Genomic DNA, 18,351 nt, shown 5'->3' on the forward strand with positions numbered 1-18,351 from the left:
AACACTCACTCTGCGCCACATCGCAAGGAGCATCAGACCGATCTGGCCCTGAGCTCACGTCCCTATCGACGCATTGGATTTACGTCAGCATCCTTAGAAGGGCAGCTTCATGCCTGGGGGCAGTTGCATGCCACCGGTCAGCTCGCCCATCTTGCTCTTGCTCTGCTCTTCCACACGACGTACGGCATCGTTGACGGCGGCAGCAACCAGATCTTCGATCATCTCTTTGTCATCTTCCATCAGGCTCTGATCGATCTCGATGCGACGCACGCTGTGACTGCCAGCCATGGTGACCTTGACCATACCAGCACCGGCTTCGCCGACTACTTCCATCTCGGCAAGCTGCTCTTGCATCTTTTGCATGCGCTCTTGCATCTGTTGGGCCTGTTTCATCAGGTTCCCCATTCCACCTTTACCAAACATATGTCGTCTCTCGTCTTGAAATCCGGCATCCAGCGCCGGGCTGTGGGCTTGTTCTGTCCTAAATGGGGACAGGCAAACCCCTTTTCAACCGGGCACAGGGCCCGGCATGGGTTTTAACGAATCGTATTCAACTGCTCAGCGGCTCTATGCTCTCCTGGTGGAGCACGGCGCCAAACCTTTGTCTTAGAAATTGCACATTGGGATCCTGCTCCAGATCCCGGCTCACCTGCTCGCGCACCCCCAGATAGAGGCGATGCTCGATCTCAAGGGGGGTTTCCTGATCCGGCACAGTCCCCAGTGTCACCTCCACCTGCACGGCTTGGCCAAGCTCGGGGCCTATGATCTCGGCCAAATCGACACGGGCCCTGTCGCTGACCAGATGACGCTGTTCGGGTTTCAGGGTCAACAACACCTTGTCTCCCTGCCGGGTCATAACAGAGTTGATCGCAAGCTGGCGAAGCCGGCCACCGACGCCAGTACGGGCAATCAACTCAGCCCAGGGATCGTCGCAATTGACCAGCAAGGAAGACGGGATCAGTCTGGCGACCTCTTCCCCCTCCTCGGGTTGGTTGTCGCTCTCCAGCTCATCCCAGTCGATGGTCTCCATCACGGAGTCAACCATGGGCGCTGGCTCGCTGGTAGCAACTGCTTGGGGCATCACGGGGGCGGCACTGGACACGGCAGGCGCTACCTGCGCCCTCGCGGCCGGCGTACCGTCCAGATCCCAGGGCGGCAGATCATCGGGGTTGGGGCGAGCCCTGGTGGGCGCCTGAGCCGGGGCAGCCTGACCATAGGCAGGCACGGCACTGGCTCCCGAAGCCGCCGTCTGTGCCACATTCGCCATTGACGCACTGGCAGCAGACTCGCCAAAGCCTTGATTCAGATACTCTTCATAGTCGCTGCCACCCTCATCATACGCATCCAGCGGCGGCAATTCGTCATATGCCGTCACAGGGGCTGAATGATGGACAGGCGCCACAGCCGCCCCTTGCCAGGGAGCTGATGGTGGCGTGACGGCTGGCTGCGCGACAGGGCGCCCCTCGGGCGCAGCCACCGGTTTGATGGGGGCAACACGCGGGGCCTGGGCTGTCGCAGGCTCGCTGCGCAATCGACTGCGCAGCAGATTGCGCTTGCCCAGCAGGCTCTGCATGCTGGACGCGGCAGACGGCGCGGCTTCAGGCTCAACCACCGACTCGGCGACTATCTCAGCCGGCACCTCGGTGGGTTGCTCAGCTGCCACTGCCATGTCTGAAGGAAGGTGCTGCATCGCCTCATCGGCAGCCACAACGGTGCTGATCGGGGCGCTCGGCGCATCCATGACAGGCTGCGCCTCGTAGCCCATCTGCTGCGCTTCGCGCAGCAACTCGTCCTGTTCGACAAAGAGCGGCGCGCTCAGCGCATCGCTGGCCATCTCCTGCTCATCCGTCTCGAGCACGGCATGCGCAACAAGGGGCACCATCTGGGTGGCGGTATGTTCTACCGACACGGATCCGGGGGCAGCAGGGGGAGCCACAATCGCAGTGGCCAGCGTCGGGGCGGAGTCAGCCCCGCGGGACTTTCCCAGCTGGGCCGGCGCGACTCCCATCCCTCCCGCCATGGAGGGTGGCAGAACCGTGAGATTGGCAGGATGCACGGCCTCACGACGCGGGGAGAAAGCCAGCATGCGCAAGCACGTCATCTCCAGCGAGGTGCGACCGTCCGGTGCCCAAGGCAGATCTTTTCGTCCCCCCAGCACGATTTGGTAACAAAGCTGCACCTCTTCCGGGCTCATGGCCTGGGCAAGTTGCAGCAGAGACTCGGCATCGGCCCCCTGCTCCTGCACTGTGGCAGGCAACAGCTGTGCCATGGCAACGCGGTGCAGCAGACCTTCCAGCTCGGCATGGAGCTGATCAAAATCGGGGCCCAGGGTAGCGATTTCAGTGATCTTGGCCATGGTGGCCGCAGCATCCTGGCGCAGGATCGCCTCCAGCAACTGGTGCAGGTGACGATGGTCCAGGGTGCCCAACATGGCCAGCACGCTTTCAAGGCGCACGCTGCCATTGCCATGGGCCAGCGCCTGATCGGTCAGACTCAGGGCATCGCGCATGCTGCCATCGGCCGCCTTGGCCAGGGCCAGCAGGGCACGCGGTTCGAACGGTTGAGCTTCCTGATCCAGTACACACTCCAACTGCTTGGCAATTTGGGTCTGATCCAGACTCTTGAGATGAAACTGCAAGCAACGGGAGAGAATGGTAATGGGCAGCTTCTGCGGATCCGTGGTGGCCAGCAGAAACTTCACATAGGGAGGCGGCTCTTCCAGGGTTTTGAGCAGGGCGTTGAAGCTGTGACGCGACAACATGTGTACCTCATCGATGAGATACACCTTGAAGCGGCCACGGGCCGGGCGGTACTGCACGTTATCGAGCAGCTCGCGGGTATCTTCCACCTTGGTGCGGGAGGCGGCGTCAATCTCCAGCAGATCGACAAAGTTGCCCTGATCGATCTCGCGGCAGGTGTCGCATACGCCGCACGGGTGACTGCTGATCCCCTGCTCGCAATTGAGACTCTTGGCCAGAATGCGGGCTATGGTGGTCTTGCCGACCCCTCGGGTACCGCTGAGCAGATAGGCATGATGCAACCTCCCCTGATCCAGGGCGTTGGTCAAGGCGGTCAGCACATGATGCTGGCCTACCACTTGTTCAAACGTATGGGGGCGCCATTTACGCGCCAGAACCTGATAGCTCATAAATCTCGATGCAGGGATAACAAGGCATTGAGGCAGAATGCTAACACAAATGGATGTTGGGCTGTATCGGCTATCGGCGAGGTCGGGAGGGATCGCTTGAATTTCAAACCGATGCCCGGACGGGCACCGGTTTCAAGACGCGCAACAGGCTGACGAGGCCTGCTTTGCATACTGGGGGATTATTCGCCGGCCAGTTCGACCAGTGAGACGACCTTGATGCCGGCGGCAGTCAGGCGGGCATCACCACCCAGGGACGGCAGTGAGATGATGAAGGCCGCATCGGCCACCTCACCACCGGCACGGCGGATAAGCTTGACGGTCGCATCGACGGTACCGCCGGTCGCCAGCAGATCGTCAACCACCAGCACCTTGTCACCCGGCACTATGGCATCGGTGTGCAGTTGCAGGGTGTCGGTGCCGTACTCGAGGGCATAGGACTCTTCAATCACGGCGCGGGGCAGTTTGCCAGGCTTGCGCACAGGCACAAACCCCAAGCCCATGGCGAAGGCGACCGGCGCACCGAAGATGAAGCCGCGGGCTTCCGTACCGACGATCTTGGTGATCCCTTGATCACGATAATGCTCGGCCAGCAGATCGATGGTGGCCTTGAAGGCCTCCGCATTCTCTATCAGGCTGGTGATGTCACGAAACAGAATGCCCGGCTTCGGATAGTCGGGAATGGTCTTGATGCTCGCTTCGATAAATTTCAGGGTTTCCGGATTCATGGTTTGACCGTTTGTTTTTCGACCCAGATGGCCGTTTATCTCATCTTCCCGCCAGCGGGAAATAAAAAGGCCCATCACGCAACATGACAGGCCGACTCCATAGCATTATTGCAGCAATAGCTTAGGGACTTCACTTCTCCATTGCAACTGGCTCCAGTACTGGCAAACGTATTAACCAGGTGAGCAGGATCACCATTATGGCAATGAGCAGCAATCTGACCCACAGCAGAGGCACCACCGCCAGGGACACAGAGAAAGAGAGCAGGATAAAGACGACAGCGCGGCGGCGGGCATGACGGCGAATGCCGCGGTGCAGCTGCCAGTCGACGATGGGCGGCCCGAACCAGGGGTGAGCCAGCAGCCAGCGGTGAAAGCGGGGAGAAGAACGGGCAAACAGCGCCGCCGCCAGCAACATGAAGGGAGTGGTTGGCAGCAGTGGCAGCACTATCCCGACAATGCCGGTCACGAAGGCCAGCCAGCCCAACCCCATCAGACACCAACGTTTCATGGCCGCTCCTTTACAATGCACCTTTGCTTAGCCTAACAGAATTGGCCCAAAAGCCGACAACGTCGGCTATCTCCGCAGCAATCTGCGGCTCATCAGACTCAATGAAGCTGCCAACGGCTATCGTCTCTGCAATCCCTTGCCTTCGGAACCGGTTATGCGCGTTATGATGTTCATCCCCTTGCACTAACTAGCTGGATGATTCATCCCGACGTGTGGGCCGACGGCTGACAACACCGGCCATTGCCACTACAATCTGCGCTCTTTTTTCTCCCCTTGTCTTCGGAAGCAGCTATGCGCGTTATTTTGGCCCCCATGCAGGGGGTGCTGGATCACCTGATGCGGGAGGTCCTCACCTCCGTCAACGATTACGACCTCTGCGTGAGCGAATTTATCCGTGTGGTCGATCAGCTGCTGCCTGCCAAGGTGTTTTATCGGATCGCGCCCGAACTCAAGCAGGGCGGCAAGACCCGCGCCGGCACACCGGTGCGAGTACAACTGCTGGGGCAGCACCCTGAATGGCTGGCAGAAAATGCTGTGCGTGCCATCGAGCTCGGCTCACCGGGGGTCGATCTCAACTTTGGCTGCCCTGCCCCCACAGTGAACAAGAGCAAGGGGGGCGCCGTCTTGCTCAAGGAGCCCGATGCCGTCTACCGCATCGTCAAGGCGGTGCGTGAGGCGGTGCCCGCTCATCTGCCGGTCAGTGCCAAGATCCGCCTCGGTTACGATGACAAGGATCTCTACCTGGAGAATGCTCAGGCTGTCTATCAGGCCGGCGCCAACGAGCTGGCGGTACATGCCCGCACCAAGCGCGAAGGCTACAAGGCGCCAGCTCATTGGGAGTATGTGGACGCCATCCGCCGCGCCCTGCCCATTCCCGTCACTGCCAATGGCGAGATCTGGGATCACCAGGATGCCCTGACCTGCGCCAGTGTCTCCGGTTGCGACGCCCTTATGGTGGGCCGTGGCGCCATCTCCCTCCCCAATCTGGCCAACGTGATGAAGACCGGCTGCACTCACATGAGCTGGGCAGCAGTGTTGCAGCTGATGGTGAGTTACACGGAGCAGGATCTGGCGAGCGAGAAGGCAGATTACTATCCCAGCCGCATCAAACAGTGGTTCAGCTACCTCAAGCGGGAATACCCGCAAGCCGACCTGTTGTTTCGTGATATCCGCCTGTTCAAGGAGACGGATCCCATTCGCGAGGCCCTGTTGCAAGCCACGAAAACTGTGATCTAACCGTCCTTTACTTGACGCATATCATCTTGATAATCCTGTCGCTTCCCTATACTGCCCTGGATTTGTAATTCGTCTGTTGGGGGCTAGTGTGTGTGAAATGACGCAAGCCCGGTTGGCCGTGTGGCGTGAACGCCTGCTGGCTGACTGGGCGCAAGTAAGAGAAGAGCTGATCGATCAGCTCAAAGCCTGCCGGCGTGACGAGTGGGCGGAAAAAGTGGATCACTGCGAGCGGGATCAGCTGGTTGACCTGACCAGTCGTCTCGATTTGCCCAAGGTGGAGCAGAGTGTGGCGAGCCTCAAGCGGATCGATGCGGCTCTCTGTCAAATGGATCTGGGCCTTTATGGTCTTTGCTCCGATTGCGAGGAGCCGCTCTCCATCGAGCAACTCGAGCAGGATCCGACCCTGCAACGCTGTCCGCGCTGCGAAACCCGTTATGACAAGGGGTTCCACGCTCACGAACTCTAAGGGATGCACATTCGTGCATCCTCTCTTCCCGGCTGGTCAGGCTGTCGCTTCTATCCAATAATCAACAACAACCGTGCTGAACAGGGATGTTTCCGTGTACAGAGTCTTGTTGTTATGGTGTTTGTGTTTCACCGCCTGGGCACAGGAGTCACTGAGCGTGGGCTGGTCAAGCTGGCACCCGTTCAGCTTTCGCGATGAACAACAGCAGTTGCAGGGGCTGGACATAGAACTGCTGGAAGCCATCTTCAACCGGGCCGACTTCGAAGCCCGCTACATCGAAATGCCCTGGGCCCGGACCCTGCGCGAGCTGGAGTTCGGCTCCCTCCAGATGACGATGACGGCCAACAAGACAGTTCAGCGGGAACAGTTTGCCCGCTTCTCCATCCCCTATCGCCATGAAAGCACAGTGCTGATCATCCGACGCCAGGACAAAGCACGCTGGCAAGGGGTCGACCAGCTATCCGAGCTGCTGCCTCTCACCCAATTCACCATAGGCGTGCTGCGCGACTTTGATTATGGGGCGGATTTTCGCACCTTCATGCAGGCCCCCCAGGTGACGGATCGCCTGATCATCAGGTTGCGGATGGAGCAATTGATCAAGCTGCTACTGGCGGGGCGCATTCAGGGGGTGGTCATGGATCCCATGGGCATGCAGGAGCTGGCCCTCGCGGGCATATCCCTCGATAAACTGACCACCTTGCTCGATATCCAGCAAAACCCCGTGCATTTGATGCTAAATCGCCGCACTACCACAGAGCCGCAGTTGCAGCGCCTCGATGAGGCCATACGGGCGCTGATGCAAAGCCCGCAATACGCCCAAATCCTCGCCCGTTATCACTACCCGCTACGCTGAGGCAGATATAAAAAATGGGCCCAGCGGCCCATCTCTCTTTTGGTGTCTGTTATTGGGCCAGCAAATGACCCACCAGCTCATGACGCCACCCTTGCAGCAACATGGGCTTGTCGCTTCGGGCGCGCTCTTCATCGCTCATGCGCCAGCTCCAGGTGAAGTACTGGTGAATGATCTTCTTGCTCGCCACCAGTTCAGGCGGAATATTGCAGGCCTTGGCCTTCTCTTCCACCATCCCCTTGATGCGCTTGAGTTCAGCCTTGTACTGGGGATAATCCACCAGTCGGCGGATCGGCTCGGGCCAGCTATCCGGCTCGCTGCGCTGGGCCTGGGCAACTATGTCCAGCATCCGCTTGCCATGGATCTTGATTTCGATGGGGGCCAGACCCAATTCGTTGAGGTCGCGCAGGGAGGCCGGACGACGCTCAGCCACCTTGAACAGGTGCAGCTCCTTGACCACAAAGTTGAGAGCCAGATCCCGGCGCACCGCTTCCTGCTGGCGCCAGGCAGCCAGCTCGCGCAGTATGGCCAGTTCGCGGCGCCCCAGTTGCCAGGCGTTGATAATGTCGAGATAGGCTTGATAGGGATCGCTACCCTGAGTCTTGCGAGCCGAGTGGTTCTGGCACTCCTGCTCGAACCAGGCAAATTTGCCGCTTTCGTGCAGTTTGGCCATCACCTTCTCGTAGAGGGGCATCAGGTAGAGCACATCGGCGGCTGCGTATTCGAGTTGACGTTCGGTGAGCGGGCGGGCGAGCCAGTCGGTACGCGCCTGATCCTTGACCAGATCCACCCCGAGAAACTCCTTGGCCAGCGCACCAAAACCCACAGAGACACCATAGCCCAGGAAGGCCGTTGCCAGCTGGGTGTCGTGCATCTGATTGGGCAGGTGACCAGCTTCATGCTGGATAAGCTCAAGGTCTTCGCCGGAAGCGTGCAGTATGGCGATCTGCCCTGCCCGACCGAGCCGTTGCCAAAGGGGGGCGAGATCCAGGGTGAGTGGATCCAGCAACGCCAGATGCTCACCATCATAGATCTGGAACAGACCCAGCTGGGGGTAATAGGTGCGGGTGCGAACGAATTCAGTATCGATGGCCAGGGGAACATCGGCCAGGGAGGCGAGATACTGCTCCAGTTCGGCTTGCTGAGTGATAAGTTGATAGTGCATCGTTGCCTGCGCGTTGATCAGGGCCAAAAGAAAAAACCGTGGATTGACCCACGGTTTTGCATGACAGCGGCGGATCGCCCGTTATTGCTTGGCAATTTCCTCGTCGCGCAGCACGCGCCGCAGGATCTTGCCCACATTGGTCTTGGGAAGTTCGTCGCGAAATTCTACCAGTTTCGGCACCTTATAGGCAGTCAGATGTGTGCGGCAGTGGGCAATTATCTCGTCCTCCTGCAACTTTGCATCTTTCTTGACCACGAAGATCTTCACCAGCTCGCCAGATACCTTGTGTGGCACACCGACCGCGGCCACTTCCAGCACCTTGGGATGGAGCGCCACCACGTCCTCGATCTCGTTCGGGTAGACGTTGAAACCCGAGACCAGGATCATGTCCTTCTTGCGATCAACAATCTTGAAAAAACCCTGCTCGTCGCACACGGCGATATCACCGGTACAGAGCCAGCCATCCTGCATCACCTCGGCGGTAGCTTCCGGTCGCTGCCAGTAACCTACCATCACTTGCGGGCCGCGCACCTGCATCTCGCCCGGCTTGCCGAGCTCGGTGATCACCTGACCTGCGTCATCCACCAACCGGATATCGGTAGAGCAGACCGGCAGACCGATGGAGCCGTTGTAATCGAGCAGGTCGTAGGGGCAGACGCTCACCAGAGGGGAGCACTCGGTCAGCCCATAACCTTCCAGCAGCGGGGTGTCGGTCAGCCCCTTCCACTGTTCGGCGACCGCCCGTTGCACCGCCATGCCACCCCCTATGGTCAACTTGAGCTTGCTGAAATCCATCGACTGGAACTCGCCGTTGTTGACCAGGGCATTGAACAGAGTGTTGACCCCCGTGATGCAGGTGAAGGGGTATTTTCTGATCTCTTTGACAAAGCCCGGTATATCGCGCGGGTTGCTGATAAGCAGGTTGTACCCGCCCATGCGCATGAACAGCAGACAGTTCACTGTGAGGGCGAAGACGTGGTAGAGCGGCAGCGCCGTGACCACAAACTCCTTGCCACGCTCCAGCATGGGGCCGTAGACGCCAAGGCACTGCTCGACGTTGGCAATCATGTTGCGGTGGGTCAGCATGGCTCCCTTGGAGAGACCCGTGGTGCCACCTGTGTACTGCAGGAAAGCGAGATCGTCGTTGGTGATCTCGGGCTTGATGTACTGCAGATAGCGCCCCTTGGCGAGGGCCTGGCGCATGGTGCTGGCATGGGGCAGGTTGTATTTTGGCACCAGCTTCTTGACGTATTTCACCACGAAGTTGACGAGCGTGCCCTTGGCCAGCCCCAGGTTGTCACCCATGCGGGTCAGGATGACGTGCTTGATCGGGGTGTCGTAGACCACTTTTTCCAATGTATGGGCAAAGTTGGAGACGATGACGATGGCCTTGGCGCCTGAGTCCTTGAGCTGATGTTCCAGCTCACGGGGGGTATAGAGGGGGTTGACGTTTACCACTATCATACCGGCGCGCAGTATGCCGAACACGGCAATGGGATATTGCAGCAGGTTCGGCATCATGACAGCTACCCGATCACCCTGGCTGAGCTTGAGGTCATTTTGCAGGTAGGCGGCAAAGGCGCGGGACTGCTCTTCCAGCCGGCGGTAGGTGATGGTCTGCCCCATGTTGACGAAGGCAGGTTGATCGGCGAACTCGGTCACCGACTCTTCAAACATTTCGACCAGGGAGCTGTATTGGTCTGGATTGATCTCGGCGGGGACCCCTTCCGGATAACGCTTCAGCCAGACTTTTTCCACGAACTTCTCCTGCATAACTAGCACCTGTGCGCTCACTGTGTTGCCTCCGTCCCTGTTCACATCCATTTCAATTGGTTGTTTTAAGCTCATGCTCTAATGCCGCACATACTTACATATGGCAACATCAATTAACAGCAAATTAACAAAGGAAAATGTGAGGAGGAAGACAAACCTAGAATGATTCAAAGCCGGTGATTCTAACGAATTTGACAAAATTTTTCGATACAAACGGCGGTATCGGCCGAATTTTCCATATGAAAGTGGTGGTTTCCCGCCAAAACGACCCTTTCTATCCGCTCGAATGCACCATGACGCAGCTGCCACTGCGCCAGCAGACTGGCAAAGCCCTGCTCACCCCGGATAAAGAGCACAGGACAACGGATGGCACGGATCAGCGCCTGGGCCTGGCCTTCGCTCATGCGCATCGGCGAGAGATCCCGCAGGCGGGGATCGCTGCGCCAATACCAGCGCCCTGCCCGTTCAACCAGCTGCCGTTCGCAGATAAGGCGGGCGGCCGATGGGGCTATATCCGCCACCTTGCAACGGGCCATTACCGCTTCGTCGATGGAGGCGAATCCATTGGGGGCTCGCTCGCGAGTGCGGCTGCGATTCAAGATCGCTTTACGCAGTTGCTCCGGCACAGTGTCATCGGGCTGGGTCAGTGGCCCCAGCCCCTCCAGCATGATGAGTCGCTCTACCTGCTCGGGAAAGACACCGGCATAAGCAGAAGCGATCAGGGCACCGAGGGAGTGACCGAGCAGGATAAAACGGGACCAGCCGGTGGCCTGAGTGATCTGGTAGAGATCATCGAGCCAGTCCACAAAAACATAGGGGGTGGTCTTGTGATCGGAGTGGCCATGACCTGGCAGATCGACACAGATGAGATGAAAATCGGCCAGATAGGACGCCAAAGGCAGAAAGCTGGCGCCGTTGTCGAGCCAGCCGTGCAGCGCGATCAACAGCGGCTTGCCCTGCTGACCAGGGGCCGGTTGTTCGTTCTCAAGCAAGGCCACCCGCCGACCATCGGCCAGGGTGACCATGTTCTCCTGCATGGTGACAGTCATGAGCAACCTTAGCGGCGCAGCGGCCGTCTCGGCCAGAAGGGATCATAGAAGGGATCATAGAAGGGGTCGTAGAAGTAAGGGTCCATGTAGTGGATCTCCACCTCCTTCACCGGCGGCCACAGCTTGCTGGAGTTGGCATTGAGCACGGAGAAGCGATACTTGTGCTCGCCAATCTGGCTGTCTACCGGTTTGTCTATGGTACCCAGCACCGTCAGGCTGCGTCCCTTGGCGTACAGAGTTGGATCGACAAATCCCTTCATGATGGCCAGAAATCGACCCGGGCTCTGCTCGGTCTGCTCCGGCACGCCATTGGACTTGAGCGGCAGATAGACCACCTCGACGACGCTCTGATCCGCCTTGTTATGTACCGCAGAAATGACCCCGCTCCAGCGGGCAGGCTTGCCTTCCTGACCAACCAAGCCGGGCTGATAAGCCACCAGCTGGTTTGCCGGCTCATACGCCAGCTCCTTGGGTACGGAGCTGCATGCACCGAGCAGCAAGCCTGCCAACCCTATTACCATCGCACGCTTGATCATGTCACTCTCCTTTTTGGGATACAGATACCGGGCGCGTTACCAGCCCTGTTGGTATGCAGCAAGAGCACCATCAATGCCACGGCTTTTCGCCGTTATTCGCGGCCCGGCAGTTTTTTCCAGGTCACCTTGTCTCGCAAATAGACGGGCGTGGCCTGCTCCACCGGCACCGCCTCCCCCGCCAGCCAGGCGGCGCGTGCCAGCGGCAGCATGTCAACCGCGGCCGGGAAGCGCACCTGGCTCACCGCCAGCTCTGCAGCGAGATCAGCAAGGACTTCGCCATAAGTTTCAAAACCGGTGCCAACCCGGCTCCAGCTGCCAGTCATCTTGCCATGTACCAGCGTACGGTCAGCCACCAGAGTGACCGGATCGCTCACCACTTCGTCCCCTACCAGCTGCATGCGGCCATCCTTCAGCTCGTACTGACCGAAGTAAACCTCCCCCATGCGCGCATCAATGGCGGTCAACACCCGCTCGGCGCCCTCCAGCCGGTGAGCCCCCTGCGCCATGGCAGCCAGTGTTGAGATGCCGATGAGCGGCACGCCAACGCCGAACGCCAGCCCCTGAGCCACGCTGATCCCGATCCGCACGCCGGTAAAGGAACCCGGCCCACGGCCGAAGGCGATGGCATCAAGCTCTCCCAAGGTTATCCCGGCATCGTCCAACACAGCCTGAACCATGGGCAAAATTTTACGGGTGTGATCCCGAGGCGCCTCTTCCCAGCGGGAGAACAGCGTGTCACCCACCAGCAAGGCGGCAGAGCAGGCTTCGGTGGCGGTATCAACGGCCAGGATCTTCAACTCGTTCATGCTTTCCAATCTCTATAACATCAGTCAATTACATAACCGGCAAGTCCAGGACGAACTCACTGGCTGTTCAAATCAGTGTATTTATTCAGCGCAATCCGTGCAGGGCAGGCTGAACAAGGCGCACCGGCAGGCTCACTCACAGCGATCGAAGAAGTTACCCAGCGTCCCCAACGCCCGCGTACGGGGAATAGCTGGCAAACTCTTGATAAATGTGGCGCCGTAGGGTTTGTTGACCATGCGTGGATCACAGATGACCAGTACGCCGTGATCACTGCGATCACGAATGAGCCGCCCGACCCCCTGTTTCAAGGCAATCACCGCCTTGGGCAGCTGTATATCGGCGAAGGGATCGCCCCCTTTGAGCTTGCAGTCATCGACCCGCGCCTTGAGCAAGGGATCATCCGGACTTGCAAACGGCAGCTTGTCGATGATAACACACGACAGAGCAGCCCCCCGCACGTCTATCCCTTCCCAGAAACTGCTGGTGGCCACCAGCACGGCGCGGCCATTCTCCACGAACTCCTTGAGCAGTCGCTGCTTGTTATCCTCCCCCTGCAGCAAGACGGTGCGGCCAATTTCACGGCGCAGCACCTCGGCCACCTGACGCATCACCTGATGACTGGTGCAAAGGAAAAAACAGCCCCCAGGCGTCTTGTTGATAAGGGGGATCATCAACTGGGCCAGCTGTTCGCCCCGCCCGAAGGCATTGGGCTCGGGCAGAAAACGGGGCACGCACAGCCGCGCCTGCTCGGCATAGTCAAACGGGCTGTCGAGAATAAGCTCGGCGCTGCCGGCCAGTCCCAGCTCGGCTTTGAAGTGATCGAAGCGCATATCCACCGTCAGGGTGGCAGAGGTAAAGATCCAGGCCACCTCAGGCCGCAGCACCTCGGCGCCAAACCGCTCGGCCACCGACAGCGGGGTGATATTGAGGGAAAAGTGAAGCCGCGAGCAGTCATACCAGTAGGAGAAACCGGTCTGGTTGATGGCCAGCACCTCCCCCAAACGGGTGCGCAGTTCGCAGATCCGCTCGAAGGCATGATCCAGCTGCTCTCCACGCCCCAGCGCCAGTTTAAGCACCTCGTAACAGAGCCCGAGGGCATCATTGAGGCGGGCCAGTGCCTGGGCCCAGAGCGGATGGCGCAACATGTCGCGGGTATTGCCGCGCCCGCCATCCACCCCGAAGGCGAGACGCAAGTCCTGACTGGCGATGGAGAGCCGGTCCGCCGCCTTGCCAAGCTGCCCCATATCGTGCGCCTCGGCCCGATAGGCCAGCTGGATATCCTGCGCCAGATCCTGGATGGTGCGACTGCCCACCGACTTGCCGAAGTAGTTGGTGGCGATCTCCGGCAGCTGGTGCGCCTCGTCGAACACATACACCTGTGCTTCGGGCACCAGCTCGCCAAATCCCGTGTCTTTCACTGCCATATCGGCGAAGAAAAGGTGATGATTGATCACCACTACCTGGGCATCCATGGCGCGGCGACGGGCCACCACCAGATGGCAGTCGTCGTAATAGGGACAATCTCGGCCGAGGCAGTTGTCGTTGGTGCTGGTGACGTGGGCGAGGATCTCGGCGTTCTCCTGCAATCCCGGAATATCCCCCACATCGCCATTGTCGGTAGCGGTAGACCAGGATTTGACCTTCACCAGATCATTGAGGATGTCAGGCTTTTGCAGATGGGATTCGCTCAAGAGCCGGTTCATCCGCTCTATGCACAGATAGTTGCTGCGCCCCTTGAGCAGGGCCACTGGCGGGGTGTAGGAGAGCGCGCCTGTGATGGTCGGGAGATCCCGGTAGAAGAGCTGCTCTTGCAGGTTCTTGGATCCGGTGCTGATCACCACCCGCTTGCCGGATTCCAGCGCAGGCACCAGATAGGCGTAGGTCTTGCCGGTGCCCGTGCCCGCCTCCACCAGCAGACGGCCGCCACTCTTGATGGCGCTGGAAACAGCCTCGGCCATGGCCAGCTGCGGGGCGCGGGCAACAAAGCCGTCGATGTGGCTGGCCAGAGGGCCATCTGGCTTGAACAAGGTCTGGATGGTCAAAGGGGCGTCCCGCTGCAAAAGCGGGCATTATGCCAAAAGCGTGGCGAAAGCGGGACTGATAATGCGTTCAGACAAAGAGATCGATCTGATGGTCGGGGTCCGGCTTGTGATCATCCTCTTCAACCTTTGGCTGATCACGCTTGGCATCGGGATAGGCTTGCTGGCGCTGCTGGGATTCGCCGTTGTCCGTACTGGTCTTGCGCAACTGGTGTTTCTTGCTGATCTGGGTCACTTCCCGCTTGATCTCGTCAGGATTCGGGGCAGCAGGCGCTCTAGGCAAAATGGGGAATAACAGGTCCTGGCTTGGCATGATCTCGACTCCTCTGGGGCATCTTGTCTAGTTATCGACCAGAAAACCGTTTTCTTCACTTTAATCGATGAAATCACAATTTCGGGTTGCTTTTTCTGTCAAGGAAGGTAGTTTAAATCGGGCGTCAACTACGACATCTTCTTTGTAAAGGATTGATTACATGAAGTTCACCCTGCTGAAGACTCATCACCACCATCATCATCCCGACTAGTCTTTCAGGAGGTTGACTGCTGGAAGACACTTAACTGGTGACTTCCAAAAGGACCGCAAGATTCATAAACCCTCGGAAGCACATACTTCCGAGGGTTTTTTCGTTTTTGACTAGAAGGAAATCGAGCAAATGGAAACACAACGCCTGCGTATCGCCATGCAAAAGTCCGGTCGTCTGAGCCAGGACTCCCAAGCCCTGTTCAAGAGCTGCGGCCTCAAGATAAACCTGCGGGAGCAGCGTCTCATCGCCCATGTGGAAAACATGCCCATCGACATACTGCGGGTGCGTGATGACGATATCCCCGGTCTGGTGATGGAAGGGGTAGTCGACCTTGGCATCATAGGTGAAAACGTGCTGGAGGAAGCGCAGCTCATTCGCGCCTCCCAGGGACTGCCTGCACAAGTGAAAACCCTCAAGCAGCTGGATTTCGGGGGTTGCCGTCTGTCGCTGGCAGTACCGGACGATGTGGCCTACACAGGGCCCGAAAGTCTGGCAGGCAAACGCATTGCCACCTCTTACCCGGGTCTGCTCAAACGCTTCTTCGATGAGAAGGGACTCAATTTCAAGAGCGTCATGCTGGGCGGCTCGGTGGAAGTGGCACCGCGCGCGGGTCTGGCCGATGCCATCTGCGATCTGGTCTCCACCGGTGCCACACTGGAAGCCAATGGTCTCAAAGAGGTGGAGGTGATCTACCGCTCCAAGGCGGTGTTGGTGCAGGCCCCCAACCCCTTGAATGAGGCCAAACAGAAGCTCATCGACAAGTTGCTGCCCCGCATCCAGGGGATGCAGCAGGCCCGCGAGAGCAAGTACATCATGCTACACGCCCCGAAAGACAAGCTCGATGCCATCACGGATCTGCTGCCGGGCGCCGAGCGCCCCACCATCATGCAGCTGGCCGGTGACACCAATCAGGTGGCCCTGCACGTGGTATCCAGCGAGACCCTGTTCTGGGAGACCATGGAGCAGCTCAAGGCCCTCGGCGCCAGCTCCATTCTGGTGCTGCCCATCGAAAAAATGATGGAATAAGGAAGGGACATCATGCAGACCCTGATCTGGAAAACCCTCTCCCCTGCCCAGCAGGCCGACGTGCTGACCCGCCCTGCCCTCAATGACGAGGCCGATATCGGCGCAGTGGTAAAGGAGATCATCGCAGCCGTCCGCAGCCGTGGCGACGAGGCCCTGCGCGAGCTGAGCCTGCGCTTCGAGCGCGCCCCCCGTGAACAGCTGCGGGTCAGCGAGACCGAAATCGAGGCCGCCTGCGGGCGTCTGGATGACGACATCAAAGACGCCATCAAGGCTGCCATTGCCAATATTCACACCTTCCATGCGGCGCAAGCACAACCCGTGGTGCGGGTAGAGACCCAACCCGGGGTGGTGTGCGAGCTGCGCAGCCAGCCCATCAGTCGGGTCGGCCTCTATGTGCCGGGGGGTAGCGCGCCGCTCCCCTCCACCGTCATGATGCTGGCCATTCCGGCAGGCCTAGCCGGTTGCCGTGAAGTGGTGCTCTGCACCCCGTCCCCCGCCAGCGACGAGATCCTGTTTGCCGCTCGTGCCTGCGGCGTCGAGAAGGTATTCGCCATCGGCGGCGCTCAGGCCATCGCCGCCATGGCTTATGGCACGCAGACGATCCCCAAGGTGGACAAGATCTTCGGCCCGGGCAACGCCTACGTGACCGAGGCCAAGGGGCAGGTTTCCCGCGACTGGCGCGGCGCCGCCATCGATATGCCTGCCGGCCCCTCCGAGGTGCTGGTGATTGCCGACGAGAGCGCCAATCCCGCCTTCGTGGCGGCAGATTTACTTTCTCAGGCCGAGCACGGCCCCGACAGCCAGGTAGTGCTGGTCACCACATCGCCGCTGCTGGCCGATGCCATTGCGGGCGAGATCAAGCGCCAGTTGGCCCAGCTCAGCCGCCGCGAGATCGCCGCCAAGGCGCTGGGTTCAAGCCTGGTGATCCTTTGCGACACGCTGGATGAGGCCTGCGCCATCTCCAATGCCTACGCCCCGGAGCACCTGATCGTGCAGACCCAAGCGCCCCGCGAGCTGCTGGACCAGCTCGAGAACGCCGGTTCCATCTTTCTGGGCCAATGGACGCCCGAGTCGGTGGGGGATTATGCCAGCGGCACCAACCACACCCTGCCCACCTACGGCTATGCCCGTACCTGCTCGAGCCTGGGGCTGGCCGATTACCAGCGCCGTTACACTGTGCAGGAACTCAGCGTCGAGGGCATCCAGGGGCTCGGCCCCATAGTCCAGCGCATCGCACAGGCCGAGGGGCTCGATGGACACAAAAATGCCGTGACGCTGAGATTGAATGCACTGCAAAAGGAGCGGACATGAATAACACCGCACCAAGGGGGCTCGATGCCCCCATCAATAACGCCGTCACCCTCAGGTTGAACGCCTTAGCCATTGAGTCACAGCAAAACGCACAGCAGAAGGATTTGTCATGAGCATCGCCAATCTGGCTCGCCGCGTGGTGCGGGCTCTCACCCCCTATCAATCCGCTCGCCGCATCGGCGGCAAGGGGCATGTCTGGCTCAACGCCAACGAGGCGCCGCAGGCCTATCCCTTCACCATTGAGGGAAATCGTCTCAACCGCTATCCAGAATGCCAACCGGCCGAGGTAGTCAACGGCTACGCCGCCTATGCGGGGGTCAACCCCGACCAGGTGCTGGTCAGCCGTGGCGCCGACGAGGCCATCGAGCTTCTGATCCGCACCTTCTGTGAAGCAGGTGAAGATCAGATCCTCATCTGCCCGCCTACCTACGGCATGTACGCCATCAGTGCCGAGACCTGTGGCGTTGGCATAGTCGAGCAGCCGCTTACCGCCTGCCGTCAGCCGGACTGGCCCGCCATCGCTGACCGTCTGTCTGATGTGAAGCTGGTGTTCCTCTGCTCCCCCAACAACCCCACAGGGGATCTGGTGGGCCGAGACGGCCTCATCGCCCTGCTGGAGAAAGCACGCAATCGCGCCATTATCGTGGTGGACGAGGCCTACATCGAATTTTGCCCCAAGGCGTCCGTGGTGGACTTGCTGGCCCGCTTCCCCAATCTGGTGGTGACCCGCACCCTCTCCAAGGCCTTTGCCCTGGCCGGGATCCGCTGCGGCTTTACGCTGGCAAGCACTGAGGTCATCGCCATGCTGGCCAAGGTGATTGCCCCCTATCCCATCCCGGATCCCATCGCCCAGATAGCGGCGCAAGCGCTCTCCCCCATGGGGCTGGAGCTGATGCAGGAGCGGGTCGCCGAGCTCAACAAGCAGAAGGCGCTTATCAAGACAGCGCTGACGGCGCTGCCTTGTGTGAGAGAAGTATTCGAGGACAAGGGCAATTTCATTCTGGTGCGCTTCGTTGACAGCGCGGCCGTGTTTGCCGCCATGAAAGCTGCCGGCATCATATTGCGGGATTTCTCCACCAAACCGGGCCTTGAAAACAGCATTCGCATTACCATCGGCTATCAGAACAAAATGGATGCCGTGCTTGCAGTCCTGCGTGATCAGCCCGTCAGTTTATAAGGATGTAATTT

Annotated in this window: 17 protein-coding genes and 1 other annotated feature; of the genes, 6 read left to right on the forward strand and 11 right to left on the reverse strand. The window is 59.5% G+C overall.

The window, feature by feature from the left end:
* Nucleotides 1–93: 93 nt before the first annotated feature.
* The 4 genes from AXW79_RS15485 to AXW79_RS15500 all read right to left on the reverse strand — a co-directional run bounded on the left by AXW79_RS15485 (nucleotide 94) and on the right by AXW79_RS15500 (nucleotide 4,381).
* Nucleotides 94–423: a YbaB/EbfC family nucleoid-associated protein gene (locus AXW79_RS15485; protein ID WP_011898717.1), complete on the reverse strand. Its 330-nt coding sequence runs from the start codon at nucleotides 421–423 to the stop codon at nucleotides 94–96.
* 127 nt (nucleotides 424–550) lie between these two features.
* The gene (gene dnaX / locus AXW79_RS15490) at nucleotides 551–3,148 is read right to left on the reverse strand and encodes a DNA polymerase III subunit gamma/tau (protein WP_005311420.1); all 2,598 of its coding nucleotides are present in this window, start codon (nucleotides 3,146–3,148) and stop codon (nucleotides 551–553) included.
* A gap of 179 nt (nucleotides 3,149–3,327) precedes the next feature.
* Complete coding sequence (gene apt, locus AXW79_RS15495) at nucleotides 3,328–3,873, reverse strand: adenine phosphoribosyltransferase (protein ID WP_005311419.1); 546 nt, start codon at nucleotides 3,871–3,873, stop codon at nucleotides 3,328–3,330.
* A gap of 130 nt (nucleotides 3,874–4,003) precedes the next feature.
* Complete coding sequence (locus tag AXW79_RS15500; protein WP_005311418.1) at nucleotides 4,004–4,381, reverse strand: YbaN family protein; 378 nt, start codon at nucleotides 4,379–4,381, stop codon at nucleotides 4,004–4,006.
* 291 nt (nucleotides 4,382–4,672) lie between these two features.
* On the opposite strand from AXW79_RS15500, the gene dusC reads away from it, so the two are divergent.
* The 3 genes from dusC to AXW79_RS15515 all read left to right on the forward strand — a co-directional run bounded on the left by dusC (nucleotide 4,673) and on the right by AXW79_RS15515 (nucleotide 6,936).
* Nucleotides 4,673–5,617 (forward strand): tRNA dihydrouridine(16) synthase DusC, encoded by a 945-nt coding sequence (gene dusC / locus AXW79_RS15505; RefSeq protein WP_005311411.1) that lies wholly within the window; start codon nucleotides 4,673–4,675, stop codon nucleotides 5,615–5,617.
* 97 nt (nucleotides 5,618–5,714) lie between these two features.
* Nucleotides 5,715–6,083, forward strand: coding sequence for a TraR/DksA family transcriptional regulator (locus tag AXW79_RS15510; RefSeq protein WP_005311409.1), 369 nt, complete (start codon nucleotides 5,715–5,717; stop codon nucleotides 6,081–6,083).
* 94 nt (nucleotides 6,084–6,177) lie between these two features.
* Nucleotides 6,178–6,936 carry a substrate-binding periplasmic protein gene (locus AXW79_RS15515; RefSeq protein WP_043144380.1) on the forward strand — a complete coding sequence of 253 codons (759 nt, stop codon included), beginning with the start codon at nucleotides 6,178–6,180 and terminating at the stop codon, nucleotides 6,934–6,936.
* Nucleotides 6,937–6,985: 49 nt separating this feature from the next.
* Here the strand turns inward: AXW79_RS15515 and rnd are convergent, their stop codons facing one another.
* The 7 genes from rnd to AXW79_RS15550 all read right to left on the reverse strand — a co-directional run bounded on the left by rnd (nucleotide 6,986) and on the right by AXW79_RS15550 (nucleotide 14,615).
* Nucleotides 6,986–8,098 (reverse strand): ribonuclease D, encoded by a 1,113-nt coding sequence (rnd, locus tag AXW79_RS15520; protein ID WP_042467386.1) that lies wholly within the window; start codon nucleotides 8,096–8,098, stop codon nucleotides 6,986–6,988.
* A gap of 81 nt (nucleotides 8,099–8,179) precedes the next feature.
* On the reverse strand, nucleotides 8,180–9,856 hold the full coding sequence (gene fadD / locus AXW79_RS15525) for a long-chain-fatty-acid--CoA ligase FadD (RefSeq protein WP_005311404.1): 1,677 nt from the start codon (nucleotides 9,854–9,856) through the stop codon (nucleotides 8,180–8,182).
* 197 nt (nucleotides 9,857–10,053) lie between these two features.
* Nucleotides 10,054–10,920 carry an alpha/beta fold hydrolase gene (locus AXW79_RS15530; protein WP_005311401.1) on the reverse strand — a complete coding sequence of 289 codons (867 nt, stop codon included), beginning with the start codon at nucleotides 10,918–10,920 and terminating at the stop codon, nucleotides 10,054–10,056.
* 8 nt (nucleotides 10,921–10,928) lie between these two features.
* A complete protein-coding gene (locus AXW79_RS15535) occupies nucleotides 10,929–11,456 on the reverse strand; it encodes a Slp family lipoprotein (RefSeq protein ID WP_005311399.1) in 528 nt (175 codons plus the stop codon).
* 92 nt (nucleotides 11,457–11,548) lie between these two features.
* A complete protein-coding gene (gene tsaB, locus AXW79_RS15540) occupies nucleotides 11,549–12,262 on the reverse strand; it encodes a tRNA (adenosine(37)-N6)-threonylcarbamoyltransferase complex dimerization subunit type 1 TsaB (protein WP_005311397.1) in 714 nt (237 codons plus the stop codon).
* A gap of 132 nt (nucleotides 12,263–12,394) precedes the next feature.
* The gene (locus tag AXW79_RS15545) at nucleotides 12,395–14,305 is read right to left on the reverse strand and encodes an ATP-dependent DNA helicase (RefSeq protein ID WP_005311395.1); all 1,911 of its coding nucleotides are present in this window, start codon (nucleotides 14,303–14,305) and stop codon (nucleotides 12,395–12,397) included.
* 67 nt (nucleotides 14,306–14,372) lie between these two features.
* Nucleotides 14,373–14,615, reverse strand: a complete 243-nt coding sequence (locus tag AXW79_RS15550; protein WP_005311393.1) for a hypothetical protein — start codon at nucleotides 14,613–14,615, stop codon at nucleotides 14,373–14,375.
* Between the two features lie 186 nt (nucleotides 14,616–14,801).
* Nucleotides 14,802–14,930 (forward strand) — a sequence feature (His leader region).
* A 25-nt stretch (nucleotides 14,931–14,955) separates the two neighbouring features.
* On the opposite strand from AXW79_RS15550, the gene hisG reads away from it, so the two are divergent.
* The 3 genes from hisG (at nucleotide 14,956) to hisC (ending at nucleotide 18,340) form a co-directional block, all read left to right on the forward strand.
* Nucleotides 14,956–15,852: an ATP phosphoribosyltransferase gene (gene hisG / locus AXW79_RS15555; protein ID WP_005311391.1), complete on the forward strand. Its 897-nt coding sequence runs from the start codon at nucleotides 14,956–14,958 to the stop codon at nucleotides 15,850–15,852.
* A gap of 12 nt (nucleotides 15,853–15,864) precedes the next feature.
* A complete protein-coding gene (gene hisD, locus AXW79_RS15560; RefSeq protein WP_005311389.1) occupies nucleotides 15,865–17,163 on the forward strand; it encodes a histidinol dehydrogenase in 1,299 nt (432 codons plus the stop codon).
* 109 nt (nucleotides 17,164–17,272) lie between these two features.
* Nucleotides 17,273–18,340 carry a histidinol-phosphate transaminase gene (hisC, locus tag AXW79_RS15565; RefSeq protein ID WP_005311385.1) on the forward strand — a complete coding sequence of 356 codons (1,068 nt, stop codon included), beginning with the start codon at nucleotides 17,273–17,275 and terminating at the stop codon, nucleotides 18,338–18,340.
* Nucleotides 18,341–18,351 lie beyond the last annotated feature (11 nt).

This window comes from Aeromonas salmonicida subsp. salmonicida (genome assembly GCF_001643305.1).
GTDB lineage: Bacteria > Pseudomonadota > Gammaproteobacteria > Enterobacterales > Aeromonadaceae > Aeromonas > Aeromonas salmonicida.

Excerpts from the sequence above, each read along its gene's own strand:
- AXW79_RS15485 (WP_011898717.1), bottom strand. The coding sequence starts at position 423 with ATGTTTGGTAAAGGTGGAATGGGGAACCTGATGAAACAGGCCCAACAG.
- dnaX (WP_005311420.1), bottom strand. The coding sequence starts at position 3,148 with ATGAGCTATCAGGTTCTGGCGCGTAAATGGCGCCCCCATACGTTTGAA.
- apt (WP_005311419.1), bottom strand. The coding sequence starts at position 3,873 with ATGAATCCGGAAACCCTGAAATTTATCGAAGCGAGCATCAAGACCATT.
- AXW79_RS15500 (WP_005311418.1), bottom strand. The coding sequence starts at position 4,381 with ATGAAACGTTGGTGTCTGATGGGGTTGGGCTGGCTGGCCTTCGTGACC.
- dusC (WP_005311411.1), top strand. The coding sequence starts at position 4,673 with ATGCGCGTTATTTTGGCCCCCATGCAGGGGGTGCTGGATCACCTGATG.
- AXW79_RS15510 (WP_005311409.1), top strand. The coding sequence starts at position 5,715 with ATGACGCAAGCCCGGTTGGCCGTGTGGCGTGAACGCCTGCTGGCTGAC.
- rnd (WP_042467386.1), bottom strand. The coding sequence starts at position 8,098 with ATGCACTATCAACTTATCACTCAGCAAGCCGAACTGGAGCAGTATCTC.
- AXW79_RS15530 (WP_005311401.1), bottom strand. The coding sequence starts at position 10,920 with ATGACTGTCACCATGCAGGAGAACATGGTCACCCTGGCCGATGGTCGG.
- AXW79_RS15535 (WP_005311399.1), bottom strand. The coding sequence starts at position 11,456 with ATGATCAAGCGTGCGATGGTAATAGGGTTGGCAGGCTTGCTGCTCGGT.
- tsaB (WP_005311397.1), bottom strand. The coding sequence starts at position 12,262 with ATGAACGAGTTGAAGATCCTGGCCGTTGATACCGCCACCGAAGCCTGC.
- AXW79_RS15550 (WP_005311393.1), bottom strand. The coding sequence starts at position 14,615 with ATGCCAAGCCAGGACCTGTTATTCCCCATTTTGCCTAGAGCGCCTGCT.
- hisG (WP_005311391.1), top strand. The coding sequence starts at position 14,956 with ATGGAAACACAACGCCTGCGTATCGCCATGCAAAAGTCCGGTCGTCTG.
- hisD (WP_005311389.1), top strand. The coding sequence starts at position 15,865 with ATGCAGACCCTGATCTGGAAAACCCTCTCCCCTGCCCAGCAGGCCGAC.
- hisC (WP_005311385.1), top strand. The coding sequence starts at position 17,273 with ATGAGCATCGCCAATCTGGCTCGCCGCGTGGTGCGGGCTCTCACCCCC.